Origin of the sequence: Faecalibaculum rodentium (assembly GCF_001564455.1) — a bacterium.
Classification (GTDB): domain Bacteria; phylum Bacillota_I; class Bacilli_A; order Erysipelotrichales; family Erysipelotrichaceae; genus Faecalibaculum; species Faecalibaculum rodentium.
The window spans coordinates 699,563-712,210 of the sequence record NZ_CP011391.1 but is presented as its reverse complement, the minus strand read 5'-3'; the positions used below and the strand labels follow the sequence as shown (position 1 = coordinate 712,210).

The 12,648-nt window shown below is 56.4% G+C and carries 13 protein-coding genes; 2 read left to right on the top strand and 11 right to left on the bottom strand.

The genetic code is table 11. The features are described from left to right. Nucleotides 1-7: 7 nt before the first annotated feature. Both aalo17_RS03530 and aalo17_RS03525 read left to right on the top strand, forming a co-directional pair. On the top strand, nt 8-622 hold the full coding sequence (locus aalo17_RS03530) for a flavin reductase (protein WP_067555684.1): 615 nt from the start codon (nt 8-10) through the stop codon (nt 620-622). 134 nt (nt 623-756) lie between these two features. Further along, nucleotides 757-2,214, top strand: coding sequence for an MATE family efflux transporter (locus aalo17_RS03525; RefSeq protein WP_082743219.1), 1,458 nt, complete (start codon nt 757-759; stop codon nt 2,212-2,214). 103 nt (nt 2,215-2,317) lie between these two features. Here aalo17_RS03525 and aalo17_RS03520 read toward each other — a convergent pair whose 3' ends face one another. The 11 genes from aalo17_RS03520 to atpD all read right to left on the bottom strand — a co-directional run bounded on the left by aalo17_RS03520 (nt 2,318) and on the right by atpD (nt 12,641). Then, nucleotides 2,318-4,012 (bottom strand): ammonium transporter, encoded by a 1,695-nt coding sequence (locus aalo17_RS03520; RefSeq protein WP_067555681.1) that lies wholly within the window; start codon nt 4,010-4,012, stop codon nt 2,318-2,320. A gap of 204 nt (nt 4,013-4,216) precedes the next feature. Continuing rightward, nucleotides 4,217-4,783, bottom strand: a complete 567-nt coding sequence (locus tag aalo17_RS03515) for a GNAT family N-acetyltransferase (RefSeq protein ID WP_236940502.1) — start codon at nt 4,781-4,783, stop codon at nt 4,217-4,219. Between the two features lie 79 nt (nt 4,784-4,862). Next, nucleotides 4,863-6,521: a diphosphate--fructose-6-phosphate 1-phosphotransferase gene (locus tag aalo17_RS03510; protein WP_067555679.1), complete on the bottom strand. Its 1,659-nt coding sequence runs from the start codon at nt 6,519-6,521 to the stop codon at nt 4,863-4,865. A gap of 210 nt (nt 6,522-6,731) precedes the next feature. After that, entirely contained in the window at nt 6,732-7,631 is a 900-nt protein-coding gene (locus aalo17_RS03505; RefSeq protein ID WP_067555676.1) for a mechanosensitive ion channel family protein, read from the bottom strand. 198 nt (nt 7,632-7,829) lie between these two features. Next, nucleotides 7,830-8,402, bottom strand: coding sequence for a GrpB family protein (locus aalo17_RS03500; RefSeq protein ID WP_067555673.1), 573 nt, complete (start codon nt 8,400-8,402; stop codon nt 7,830-7,832). A 14-nt stretch (nt 8,403-8,416) separates the two neighbouring features. After that, on the bottom strand, nt 8,417-9,436 hold the full coding sequence (locus aalo17_RS03495; protein ID WP_067555670.1) for a YdcF family protein: 1,020 nt from the start codon (nt 9,434-9,436) through the stop codon (nt 8,417-8,419). Between the two features lie 82 nt (nt 9,437-9,518). Continuing rightward, nucleotides 9,519-9,950 carry a hypothetical protein gene (locus tag aalo17_RS03490; protein ID WP_067555668.1) on the bottom strand — a complete coding sequence of 144 codons (432 nt, stop codon included), beginning with the start codon at nt 9,948-9,950 and terminating at the stop codon, nt 9,519-9,521. A gap of 14 nt (nt 9,951-9,964) precedes the next feature. After that, on the bottom strand, nt 9,965-10,285 hold the full coding sequence (locus tag aalo17_RS12935) for a GNAT family N-acetyltransferase (RefSeq protein ID WP_203225842.1): 321 nt from the start codon (nt 10,283-10,285) through the stop codon (nt 9,965-9,967). After that, on the bottom strand, nt 10,285-10,539 hold the full coding sequence (locus tag aalo17_RS12930) for a GNAT family N-acetyltransferase (protein WP_203225841.1): 255 nt from the start codon (nt 10,537-10,539) through the stop codon (nt 10,285-10,287). Before aalo17_RS12930 ends, aalo17_RS12935 begins: the two co-directional genes overlap by 1 nt. 300 nt (nt 10,540-10,839) lie before the next feature. Beyond that, nucleotides 10,840-11,232, bottom strand: a complete 393-nt coding sequence (atpC, locus tag aalo17_RS03480; RefSeq protein ID WP_067555665.1) for an ATP synthase F1 subunit epsilon — start codon at nt 11,230-11,232, stop codon at nt 10,840-10,842. Next, entirely contained in the window at nt 11,229-12,641 is a 1,413-nt protein-coding gene (gene atpD, locus aalo17_RS03475) for a F0F1 ATP synthase subunit beta (protein ID WP_067555661.1), read from the bottom strand. The genes atpC and atpD overlap by 4 nt, the downstream gene beginning before the upstream one ends. Nucleotides 12,642-12,648 lie beyond the last annotated feature (7 nt).

Genomic DNA, 12,648 nt, shown 5'->3' with positions numbered 1-12,648 from the left:
GAATATCATGTTCGAAAAAGAAATGCGCAATCTGACCTATGGACTGTTTGTTCTGAGTGCCGCTGCTGATGGAAAAAGCTCCGGCTGCATCATCAACACTGCCATGCAGGTGACAGACACCCCGTTGAAGATGGCAATCTGTGTCAACAAGAACAGCTTTACCGGACAGCTGATCCGAAAATCACGCCGGTTTGTTGTTTCGGTGCTGGACGAAAAGGCGGATTTTGACATTTTCCGTCACTTTGGTTTCCAGTCCGGCAAAGACGTTGACAAGTTTGCCGACTGGAAGGAAAAGGCCGAAACGCCGGATGGTGTTCCCTATCAGACAAGGGGCGCCAATGCCTGGATCGAGTGCGAAGTGGATGAAGAAATCGATCTGGGCACCCACCTGATGTACATCGGGTTCGTGACCAATGCCGACATTCTGAGCGACGTGCCTTCTGCCAGCTACACCTACTACCACGAGCATATCAAGCCCCGGCAGGAAGAGAAAAAAGAAGGCCGGAAAGCCTGGCGGTGCATCATCTGCGGCTATATCTATGAAGGCGCAGACCTGCCTGCCGATTTCATCTGCCCCTGGTGCAAACACCCGGCCAGCGACTTTGAGCCCATCATGATCTGACCAGGTTCTTTACCTGAAACAGGAAAGCGGACAGCCGATACGTTTACGGCTGTCCGCTTTTTCTGCATGCGTCCGGATACAGCGGACCGGAAGGACCGGTTTCCGTTCCTGTCAATCAGCGGTACACTTGTGACATGAAACAGAACACCATCCGACAGATCGACTATGGGTCCGGCAGCCTGTTCAAAGCCGTGATGCTCGCTGCCGGTCCCATGGTCTTTGCGCAGATCCTGTCCCTGCTCTACAACATTGTCGACCGCATGTACATCGGCCGGATCCCCGGTCAGGGTGCTTCAGCCCTGGCGGGAATCGGCCTGTGTTTTCCGGTCATATCCCTGATCACCGCCTTTGCCAACCTGTATGGCAGCGGAGGAGCCCCGCTGGCGGCCATGGAAAACGGCAGGGGCAATCACGAAGAAGCCAGGCTGTACATGAATGCGTCGTTCGTGCTCACCGTCCTGACCGGGATCGTCCTGACCGTTGTGGGGGAACTCTTTGCCCGTCCCATCCTGACCCTGTTTGGCGCAGACGGCTCTTCCCTGCAAACCGGGATTGCCTATCTGCAGCCGGTGCTGGCCGGCACAGTCTTCTCGATGGTTGCCCTGACCATGAATCCGTATATCAACGCACAGGGGTTTCCGTTGATCGGCATGATGACGGTGCTCATTGGCGCCCTTTCAAACATCGTCCTGGATCCGGTCTTCATTTTTGCTGCCGGCTGGGGAATACAGGGTGCCGCTGCTGCAACCGTGATCTCCCAGATTGTCTCGTCCCTGTTTGTCCTTCGGTTTCTGACAGGCCCCAATGCCACACAGACTCTCTCTGTGACATGGATGAAAGCCAGTCTTGCAGCTGACCGTATTATGCGGATCCTGTCCCTGGGGACAGCCACGTTCATCATGCAGGTCACCAACAGCCTTGTGCAGGCAGTTGCCAACAGCACTCTGGCTGTATATGGAGGCGATCTGTATATATCTGTCATGACCATCGTGGCTTCGGTCCGCCAGATCATGGAGACCCCGCTGAGCGGTGTCGGGGACGGGGCAAGTCCGGTTCTGAGTTTCAACTATGGTGCCATGAAGTACCGGCGCCTGCGCAGTGCCATTGCCATCCTCACCGGGCTGTGTATCGGGTATTCCCTCATGATCTGGGGGATGATCCTGCTGTTTCCCGCTTTTTTCACCCGTCTGTTTTCCTCCGACGAAGTTCTGTGTCAGACCGCTGTCACTGGCCTGCATGTCTATTTCTTTGCATTCGTGTTCCAGGCCCTGCAGTTTTCCGGACAGACGGTGTTCAAGTCCCTGGGAAAACGCAGCCAGGCCATTTTCTTCTCGCTGTTCAGAAAAGTGATCCTGGTGGTACCCCTGACCCTCCTGCTGCCACGGGAGTTCGGGGTCCTGGGTGTGTTTGCAGCAGAGCCTGTCTCCAACGTGATTGGCGGCATTGCCTGCTACGTGACGATGTATTTCACGGTCTGGCGCAAACTGCCGGTCCGGGATGGAACATGCAGGAACGCATGCGCTGACAGTCAAGTTCCTGTGCATGACGATTGTCTGATACCGGTTTCTGCCGATGATGACGGCCCGGCTTGACTTCAGCCTGCATACCATACCCGAAAAAGCGCCCGGAGCTCATCCCGCGCGCTTTTTGACGTATTGGAGTTACAGGAGGAATCAAATCAGCAAAGAACCGATGTCAGTCTTCGTACTGCAGGGCATCCTTGCCGGTCTCGCCGCTGGAGATCCGGATCACGTCGTTGACGTCGTAGACAAAGATCTTGCCATCGCCCATGCTGCCGGTATACAGTGCATGTCTTGCAGCATCCACCACTGCCTGGACAGGCACCTCGGAGACCACGATTTCGACCTTCATCTTCGGCAGCAGACGGCTCTCGACCTCTGCCCCGCGATAATAGTGCTTCTGGCCTTTCTGAACACCCATGCCCATGACATTGGTCACCGTCATGCCGCCGATGCCGATCTTGTCCATTTCTTTCTTCAGCGCCTCGAACTTGTCGGGCTTGGTGATGATCGTCACCTTTGACATATCGCCTTCACCGGCCACTTTGCGGGCAGGAACAGCATCCCGGACCTCAACCACCGGAGTCCTGGAATCCGCGGGAATGGCGACTTCCACATCCGCATAGGGTGCTGTTTCGGTTTCAAACACAAATCCGCCATAGGCACTTTCCAGACCATGTTCTTCCTTGTCCAGACCTTCAATTTCTTCATGCGGCGTGACACGAAGACCGATGGTCTTTTTGATGCAGAAGAATGTCAGCCAGATCGTGACACCCGTCCAGACACCGATGCAGAGCAGACCAAGAGCCTGAATACCCAGCTGGTGGAATCCGCCGCCGTAGAACAGACCAGCTGCTTCGGGCATGGTTTCTGTACCGCAGGCAAACAGTCCCACAGCCAGGGTACCCCAGAGGCCGTTGCCGAAATGTACGGCCACGGCACCGACGGGATCATCCACATGCAGTTTGTAATCCAGCAGCCACACCAGGAAACAGCAGATAAAGCCGGACACAATGCCGATGATGCAGGCGCCCCACACGTTGACGGCGTCGCATCCGGCGGTGATGGCCACCAGACCGGCCAGCGCACCGTTCAGTGTCATGGATACATCCGGTTTGCCGTACTTGATCCAGGTAAAACCCATCACTGTGCAGGCCGCCAGAGCCGGTGCCACGGTGGTTGTGGCGAAAATCGTGGCCAGCTGCAGACCGCTTGTGGCAGCCGCACCGTTGAAGCCATACCAGCCAAACCACAGGATGAAGACACCCAGGGCACCGATGACAATGTTGTGACCGGGAATGCCCATGGGCTTTCCGTCCTTGAACTTGCCAATGCGGGCACCGAGCATCGATGCCCCAATCAGGGCACACAGGCCGCCGGCGAAGTGAATCACGGCGCTGCCTGCGAAATCGTGGAAGCCCATAGCTGTCAGCCAGCCATCCGGTCCCCATACCCAGTGGGCTTCCACAGGGTAGATCAGGAGACTGATCACGAAGGAGTAGACGCAGTAGGAAATGAATTTGGTACGCTCCGCCATGGCACCGGATACGATGGTCGCTGCAGTGGCGCAGAATACCAGGTTGAAGGTGAAGGTGCTCCAGTCAGTGCCGGCAAAGTCTGTCAGCGGATGACCGCCCCATCCCACAAATGCATTGCCCTGTGCGCCGCACAGCAGGCTGAATCCCAGGATCAGGAATGCCACTGTCCCCAGACAGAAGTCCATGGTGTTCTTCATGATGATGTTGCCGGCGTTCTTGGCCCGTGTGAACCCTGCTTCCACCATGGCGAATCCCGCCTGCATGAAGAATACCAGTGCGGCTCCGATCAGGTACCAGATACCAAAGATCTGGCTGATTGCTTCTTCGATCATATCTCTCTCTCCCTTCGATCGACCCCCAAAGAAAAAGGCGCCTCAAATACCCGGTGCGACCGGTGTACTTGAAGCGCCTTTGCTTCACGTCTTTGGATGGTCTAACTATAGCCCTGTTCTCTCATGGATGCAAGAAAAAACCGAAATTTTTACAGAATTTTTTACATCAGTTTTCAGAGAATCGGCAGCATTTCCATTCCGTTTTCAGGGTTGCAGGTCCAGTCGGCTGACATGAACGGTATGCAGCACGCCAGGGATCGCACAGGGCACATCCGACTCCGTTCGGTCATACCGGAATCCCAGTTTTTCCTGCACCCGCCTGGATTTTTCATTGCCGTCAAACCAGCCGCACCAGATCCTGGTCAGCGCAAGATCCTCCCGGCCATGAGCAATCAGGGCCTGAGCCGCTTCCGGAATCAGCCCCTGGCCCCAGTACGCGCGGCCGATCCAGTAACCGATTTCCGCCTCGCCTTCAGCAAGACAGAGATTGGCCTGCTTTCCCTGCAGAAGCGAGATGTTTCCTGCGGGTTTTCCTGTGGCTTTCAGCACCACAGCCCAGGTTCCGGACACCATCAGCACATGTTCCAGTACCTGGCGGCTGTCTTCCAGAGTCTGATGCGGGGACCACCCGGCTGCGGGTCCGATTTCAGGATCACAGGCCAGTCCAAACAGCTCTTCGGCATCCTCCTGCTTCCAGGGCCGCAGGATCAGGCGATCAGTTTCCAGCTGTACAGGATGCTGTCTGTCTGCCTCACTACGCATTTCCTTCATATACACACTTCCTTTCCAAAAAAGGAGAAGCAGGCATTCCCGCTTCTCCTTGCATGTTCTTTCTGGACTGGAAAAATGATTATTCCTGTTCCAGCTTCAGAGTCTTTGTCGTCAGGTCGCAGACTTCTTCCGGTCCATAGTACTGGATCGCACCCGGATACAGATAGGCAGTCTCCACAGCCCAGTTGTCGCGGTTGTCTGCGAAGAACTGGAAGGGCTTTCCATCCAGTTCCACCAGTGCCTTGCGGATAACCGGCTTGTCCTCGCCATGACGGCGCTCGATGTTCATCATCTTGGTGATGGGCATGCCGCCGGCAACCCATTCAGCCGCCGGTTTGGACAGGTTGGAAATCTTGGACAGATAGCCTGTGAAGCCGTTCTGGATCAGCAGGGCAGCATTGTAGCCCAGGGAGTAGCAGTAGTCTGCATCAAAGTTCGACGGGAACGCGCAGCGTCCTTCATAGCCGAAGAAGTGGTGCAGCGGGGAGAACTTGCCCTTGTAGGTGCCTTTCTCCTTGCGCTCTTTCAGCTTGTTGGCCACCAGGGCGGAGAACAGCTTCTCGGACTCGATCAGGGAAACCTGCACGTTGCCGTGGGGATCGCGCTCCAGGAACAGCTGCTGCTGAATGTTTTCCGGCAGAATGTCGAACACTTCAAAGGATTCCTTTGTCAGGCCGTTCTTGATAAACTCGTATTTTTCCTTCCAGGTCGGCAGGGCATTGAATTCGTCTGCCTTTGCACCGGCCAGCAGTTCATTGATCTCGGCAATCAGGGCAGAGAATTCGGGAACGAATTCAACCACACCCTCCGGAATGATGGCCACACCGAAGTTGTCACCGTTGGCCGCACGTTTTTCAACGGAATCAGCAATGTAGTCGGCGATTTCGGACAGGGACATTTTCTTCGCAGCCACTTCCTCGGAAATCAGACAGATGTTGGGCTGTGTCTGCAGAGCGGCTTCCAGCGCCACGTGGGAAGCGGAACGGCCCATGACCTTGATGAAGTGCCAGTATTTCTTGGCGGAGTTGGCATCGCGCTCAATGTTGCCGATCAGTTCCGCATAAGTCTTGGTGGCTGTGTCAAACCCGAAGGAGGCTTCGATGTCGTCGTTCTTCAGGTCTCCGTCAATGGTCTTGGGGGCACCGATGACCTGGACACCTGTGTCATGCGCTGCCATGTATTCGGCCAGGACCGCCGCATTGGTGTTGGAGTCGTCACCGCCAATGATGACAATGGCGTTCATGCCGTGCTTTTTGGCGACATCTGCAGCGACCTTGAACTGCTCTTCGGTTTCGAGCTTCGTACGGCCGGAACCAATGATGTCAAAGCCGCCGGTGTTGCGGTACTTGTCGATGAACTCGTCATCGAACACGACAAAATCGTCGTCGATCAGACCGCTGGGGCCGTTCTTGAACCCGATCAGGACGTTCTCCGGGCTGGCTGCCTTCAGGGCATCATACAGGCCGCAGATGACGTTGTGTCCGCCGGGGGCCTGACCACCGGACAGGATCACACCGACCACCTGTTTGTCGGGGCTGGCTGTGCTCTCGCCTTCCACGAACGTGATTTCGTTCTTTCCATAGGTGTTCGGGAACAGGGACTTGATGGTTTCCTGATCGGCAACACTCTGTGTGGGTTCGCCTTCCTTGACGGCAATTTTGTCCACGCCGCTGCGCAGCATGCCGGGCAGTTTGGGCTCGTACTGATAACGGGCTTTCTGTAACGGTGAAATAGTCATTTGCTGTAAACTCCTTTTCAACGTTTAAATAGTACAATTGTCAGAATCAAATGTAAATGATGTGCGGGAAACCACCCGCGGTTTCTCCTGCCGATTGTCCCGGACCGGTCCTGCAGTTTGACAAATCAGCAAACTCAGTCACATACAGACACAATTTATCTAACGAAATAAAGCCAGGTCTCCCTGGCTTTCCCTTCAAAACGAGGTGTCTCATCCCTGGTTTTCCGCCGCTGGTGAGCCGGCCGCTGATGCGCAGGACGATGCAGAGATGCCGGTATTGGCCGGCTCAGTCTGCCCGGTTCCCTCTTCGAACAGGCCCGCCACCGCTTTGGCAACCTCGTCGCGTGTCAGCCAGTACTGATTTGTCCTGCAGTAATAGATCAGCTTGAGATCCGCCTGGCCGCCTGACTGAAACTGATTCACCCTCGCCACCGGAGGCGGATCCTGGAGCACCAGGCTGCATCCGGCGGCACAGGCTGTCAGTTGCGGCAGATACCGCAGGATATCCGCTGAACTGCAGGGAAAATCCAGGACACAACGCAGTGTATCCCGTGCGGTGTAGTTCACCATGTTGTCTGTCAGAAACGTGTTGTTGGGAACCACCACTTCCTCGTTGTCACTGGTCAGCAGCGTCGTGTATGTCAGCTCAATGGCCAGGACCGTGCCGTAACTGGAGTCGATGGAAATGAAATCCCCGACCTTGAACGGCCTGGTCAGCAGGATCTGCAGTCCGCTGGCCACCGATGCCATGTTGTTTTTCAGTGCCAGGGCCACCCCGACACCCAGGCCGGACATGGCGCCGATGATCACATTCATGGAGACACCCAGCTGGTCCAGGGCCACGATCACCCCCAGGATCCGGATGGTGATGGACAGAAACGAGGCCAGAAACGTCACGATTCCCCTGTTCAGAGATTTCCCTGCAGCCCTGTCGCAGAACCGCTTCACGAGATCCGAGATCACCCAGGCCACGACGACTTCCGCAAGCGCCAGCGCCAGAACCTGGAATGTATCATGATGGATCAGGTCCTCGGTCTTGCGGACAACGTCACCTGCAGCATTTTCCCTGAATGTACTGAATGGGCTGAAACTCTCTTTCCATGACAGCATGCCCTTCCCTCCTTCTGCACTCCACAATATATGCAGCGTCCATGATCCGGCGTCCAGCGCATCGCAGATACATGTCCGTCTTCTGAGATTCACCCGGACTCTGCCTGTATGCCTTTTCCGGTGCTTCACGGCGGATCCCCCGTGACATGACATCTCCCATGCCGGCAGTTTCTCACGATCCCTGCCGGCTGCGTCTGTTCATGGCAGATCTCTGGCTGACAGGCCCGCCCTTTCCCTGGCCAGCTTTGTGATGCGCTCCACAAATCCGGTTTTGGCTGCTGTATATCCATCCCGGTCGTGTTCGTGTTTCCTCCAGAGATCCAGCTTCAGTGCCTCATACAGTGCAGCATCCTCGGGATGGGCAGTCAGCCAGTCCCGGAAGTACAGTTCATCCTCGTCTCCGGGCAGCCGCAGATGAAGATGAAAGACTCTGTCGGCAAATCCAGTGTCAGTATATCCTTTGTTGAACGACATCCGGCTGTCTGACTGCGACATGCAGATCCAGCCGGTTTTCTCCAGTACCCGGCGACAGGCAGGAAACTCCGCAGCCATCGGAAGACAGGCCAGGATATCGACAATCGGCTTTGCCGGGATGCCCGGCACCGCAGTGCTGCCGATGTGATGCACCTTGGTTCCTGCCGGCAGCAGCTGTTTCAGCGCTGCCGCTTCTTGGCTGTACCAGTCCTTCCAGCAGTCCTGGTGAGACGTCAGCACGATGGGAAACAGCTGCCAGAGCTCTTCCAGCGACATATCCTCCAGCGTTTTCGTCATCGGCAACCTCTGCATCACGCAGAAACACAGGCCAGCATCAGCACAGGAACCGACAGGACGGCAATGACCAGCAGCTGGCGCTTCCATGTCAGCTTCAGGTATCCAACATACTCCCGCAGGATGGCGTTCAGCGTGAAATACCATTTTGTCGGGGAACCATACCCAATGGCAGGCATTCCCTGCATGCATGCGAGCACCAGCGCCCGGAATACATGATAGCGGTTGGTGACAATGGCCGTTTTCGGTCCCTGAAACAGCTGTCTGGAATACAGAAGGTTCTGCTCTGTGTTCAGGGACTTGTCTTCAATTCGCACCCTGTCCCGGTCAACCCCCTGTTCCAGCGCATAGGCAGCCATGGCCTGTCCTTCCGGCAGATCCTCCCCCGGTCCCTGTCCCCCGGAGAGAATCAGGATGGCATCGGGGTTGTATCCCAGCACCTGGATTCCCCGGTCAATGCGGCCCTTCAGCAACGGTGTAAGTCTGTCTCCCATGAGCCCGGATCCGAGTACCACCACCTGGTCCAGATGACGGTTTTTCTTCATATGAATGAGATTGAGCAGGGCGGAGAAACAGAAGACCGCAAAGATGCCGAGCAGCCAGGTGACGGCAATGGACAGGATGACCGAGAAGGCAAACAGCCAGGTGTTGCGGATCTGCGCCACGATCGCCGGCCAGATGAACAGATAGACCACCAGCCCTGCGGCAAAGAGCAGCGACAGGGCATTGGCGGGCCGCAGCCCTTCCCTGCGGATGTTTTTGATTCCCTCCGCAAAAAAGATGCCGATGAATGCAGCAGGAAACATGAGCAGCACCACCATGACCAGCATCAGCGAAATGGCGAGGACCAGCATGACAAAGCGGTTGTTCATGATTTTCTCCGAGTTCATGAACAGGATTGTCATGAGCCAGACGGCCAGCTGCAGCAGCAGGAACAGAAACGATGCCCCGCTCCACAGACTGCGGGGTTCTTTGATCATGACAGCCGCAAACCAGATCGAGGCAGCCGCCAGAAACAGACTGACAACAACAAACATAGACAAAACTCTCCCCGGTCATTTTACCAGAGAGAGCACACAGGTCTTCATACAACGCTGACAGACTGCAGGATGTATCCTGTCACCGGATGTGGACCGTCATGATCAGGTCCCATTCCCGGTTCAGGTCCAGGCTGATGCGTTCCACAGAACTATCCAGGACCGAATTCGACAGCATGGCTTCGATCCTCTGCGCACTGGCATGACCCAGTTTTTCACTACCCCGGCGTACATGCACCTCGGCTTCTTCCTCCAGGGTCAGGATACCGAGAAAGTCATCCAGAAAGCAGCCCCTGTCACGGGTCGCATTGCCGATTGCGGTCTCCATCACGAGGCGGATCCCCGGATCATCGGGTTCAATAAAACACCGGATGCCGGTCACTTCCCGTTCCAGGAGATCTTCGGGAATCATCCACTCATAATCGGACACACCGGCACTCTCCACTTCCTGGCCTGTGACCGGACGAACCAGATGACCCGGCTCGAGGATCTGAAGAAATGTCTCAAGTTTCATAGTATTTTCTCTCTCTAAGCTTCCTGTCCTTCGCGCAGCCTTCGTGAAAGAACACACCGGGTATGGGGCATGTCCTGCCCGCGGCAATGCCTGACTTCTCCATCCTGAGGCTTCATTCCGATCCCCAGGGCTGTTTTCTGCGAAGGCTCATTGGAATCCCGGATGATGCAGCAGACTTCTTCTGCCTGCAGCCGGTCCAGTGCCAGATCGCGGCAGGCTGCTGCCGCTTCTGCTGCATACCCAAGATGCCAGTACTTCCGGTTGAACAGGTATCCAATTTCCAGCACCTGCCGGTTTTTCCAGGGCTGCCAGATCAGGCCGCACTGTCCGATCATCACGCCGTCACTTTTGCGGATGACCCCCCAGAGACCGATCCCGAAGGCTTCATACCAGTCCAGCGACGCTTAAGCCATGCATCTGTCATGGCTTCGTCAAATGCGCCTCCATAGTGGATCATGGTTCTGTCATCCTGCAGGATGGCGCACAGAGCCGGACGGTCATCCAGGGTCAGCGGCTGCAGCACAAGACGGTCTGTCTCCAGAATCACAGCCCGGCACAGCTCTCTGATTTTCTCTTCAGGACGAATCATGTCTGTCTCCTTTCATCCACCTCCAGGCGACGGCCGAAGGATACCTGCAGGCTCACGGAAGCATCCGTCTGCAGCCTGTCCCCTGAACAAAGCGGTTCCTGATGCTTTCAGTGTATCGGCTGTCCGGAAACCCTGCAACGGATATCGGCACCGTCCGCTTTCCTGCAGACTGCCGTTTCTGCTGCTGTATAGAAAAAGGCATCAGTTTCTCTGTGCTTTCTGCTGCCGCTGCGGCTTATCCCGTTTTCAGGCTCAAAAACAGCAGGTGCCTTTTGACACCTGCTGTCTGGACGGTCAGAGTCAGCTGCCCACGTGGATCCGGTTGATCGCACGCTGCAGGGACAGCTCTGCCCGTTTCATGTTTGTATGGGAATCCTTCTTCTCCAGACGCTCCCTGGCCCGTTTGTAGGCAGCCTGGGCACGTTCCAGATCGATTTCTCCCTTGCCCTCGATGGCATCCGCCAGAATCAGCATTTTGTCATCCGCAAACTGCATGAATCCGGTGGACATGGCATACTCCAGTGTATCGCCGCCATCGGTCTTCACCACCAGCCGGCAGGGAACAACGTCCGTAATGATCGGCATGTGGTGGGGCAGGATCGTGAACTCGCCTTCGCTGCTCTTCAGGTGCACGCTCTGGCAGTCCAGATCGGTATAGACACCCCGGGGTGTGACGACCTTCAGTTCAATCACTGAGCCTCACCCTGGATTTCCTTCGCCTTGGCGATGGCATCCTCGATGGTGCCCACCATCAGGAAGGCCTGCTCGGGCAAATCGTCATACTCCCCTGCCAGGATCTTCTCGAAGTCATCCACGGTTTTCTCCACCGGCACGTAGGTACCGGAAATGCCGGAGAACACCTCGGCCACATTGAAGGGCTGGGACAGGAAGTTGCGAACACGACGCGCGCGATTGACGACTTTCTTGTCCTCTTCCGAGAGTTCATCCATGCCCAGGATCGCAATGATGTCCTGCAGTTCCTTGTACCTCTGCAGAAGGGACTGCACGTCGCGGGCCACCTTGTAGTGGCGGTCGCCAACCACCAGCGGATCCAGGATCCGGGAACTGGAATCCAGGGGATCCACCGCCGGATAAATGCCCAGGGCTGCAATGTCACGGGACAGAACAGTCTTGGCATCCAGGTGCGAGAACGTTGTGGCCGGAGCAGGGTCTGTCAAATCATCCGCCGGTACATAGACCGCCTGGATGGAGGTGATGGATCCGTCTTTCGTGGACGTGATCCGCTCCTGCAGCTGGCCCATTTCCGTGGCCAGCGTCGGCTGATAGCCCACCGCCGAAGGCACACGACCCAGCAGGGCCGAAACCTCGGATCCCGCCTGGGTGAACCGGAAGATGTTGTCGATAAACAGCAGCACATCCTGGTGATCCACATCCCGGAAGTACTCTGCCATGGTCAGGCCGGTCAGGCCCACACGCATGCGCGCTCCGGGAGATTCGTTCATCTGGCCATACACCAGGACGGTCTTGTCCAGTACACCGGATTCCTTCATCTCCCAGTACATGTCGTTGCCTTCACGTGTGCGTTCGCCGACACCCACGACGACAGAACGCCCGCCGTGTTCCTTGGCAATGTTGTGGATCAGCTCCTGGATCAGGACGGTCTTGCCCACGCCCGCACCGCCGAACAGACCAATCTTGCCGCCCTTGGCATACGGGCACAGCAGGTCGATGACCTTGATGCCGGTTTCCAGAACGGCACTGGATGTGGACTGTTCATCAAAGGACGGCGCCTTGCGGTGAATGGGCATCTTTTCCTCGGTCTGCACATCCCCCAGTCCGTCAATGGGCTGTCCCAGGACATTGAACATGCGCCCCAGAATGTTTTCGCCCACTGGCGCCTGGATCGGCTTGCCCGTATCCACGGCTTCCATGCCCCGCACCAGGCCGTCTGTGCTGCCCATGGCAATGCAGCGGACTGTGTCCGCACCAATGCCCTGTGCCACTTCCACTGTCAGGTCCGGTTCTCCGGGGCGTTTGATTTCAATGGCTGTCAGGAGATCGGGCAGATGGTTCTGCTCGAACCTGACATCCACAACAGGTCCCATGACCTGTGATACTTTTCCAATATTGGTTGCAGCCATTCGTACT

What these genes read in the sequence shown, in the direction of transcription:
- aalo17_RS03530 (WP_067555684.1), top strand. Translation starts at nt 8, where the DNA reads ATGTTCGAAAAAGAAATGCGCAATCTGACCTATGGACTGTTTGTTCTG.
- aalo17_RS03525 (WP_082743219.1), top strand. Translation starts at nt 757, where the DNA reads ATGAAACAGAACACCATCCGACAGATCGACTATGGGTCCGGCAGCCTG.
- aalo17_RS03520 (WP_067555681.1), bottom strand. Translation starts at nt 4,012, where the DNA reads ATGATCGAAGAAGCAATCAGCCAGATCTTTGGTATCTGGTACCTGATC.
- aalo17_RS03515 (WP_236940502.1), bottom strand. Translation starts at nt 4,783, where the DNA reads ATGAAGGAAATGCGTAGTGAGGCAGACAGACAGCATCCTGTACAGCTG.
- aalo17_RS03510 (WP_067555679.1), bottom strand. Translation starts at nt 6,521, where the DNA reads ATGACTATTTCACCGTTACAGAAAGCCCGTTATCAGTACGAGCCCAAA.
- aalo17_RS03505 (WP_067555676.1), bottom strand. Translation starts at nt 7,631, where the DNA reads ATGCTGTCATGGAAAGAGAGTTTCAGCCCATTCAGTACATTCAGGGAA.
- aalo17_RS03500 (WP_067555673.1), bottom strand. Translation starts at nt 8,402, where the DNA reads ATGACGAAAACGCTGGAGGATATGTCGCTGGAAGAGCTCTGGCAGCTG.
- aalo17_RS03495 (WP_067555670.1), bottom strand. Translation starts at nt 9,436, where the DNA reads ATGTTTGTTGTTGTCAGTCTGTTTCTGGCGGCTGCCTCGATCTGGTTT.
- aalo17_RS03490 (WP_067555668.1), bottom strand. Translation starts at nt 9,950, where the DNA reads ATGAAACTTGAGACATTTCTTCAGATCCTCGAGCCGGGTCATCTGGTT.
- aalo17_RS12935 (WP_203225842.1), bottom strand. Translation starts at nt 10,285, where the DNA reads ATGATCGGACAGTGCGGCCTGATCTGGCAGCCCTGGAAAAACCGGCAG.
- aalo17_RS12930 (WP_203225841.1), bottom strand. Translation starts at nt 10,539, where the DNA reads ATGATTCGTCCTGAAGAGAAAATCAGAGAGCTGTGCCGGGCTGTGATT.
- atpD (WP_067555661.1), bottom strand. Translation starts at nt 12,641, where the DNA reads ATGGCTGCAACCAATATTGGAAAAGTATCACAGGTCATGGGACCTGTT.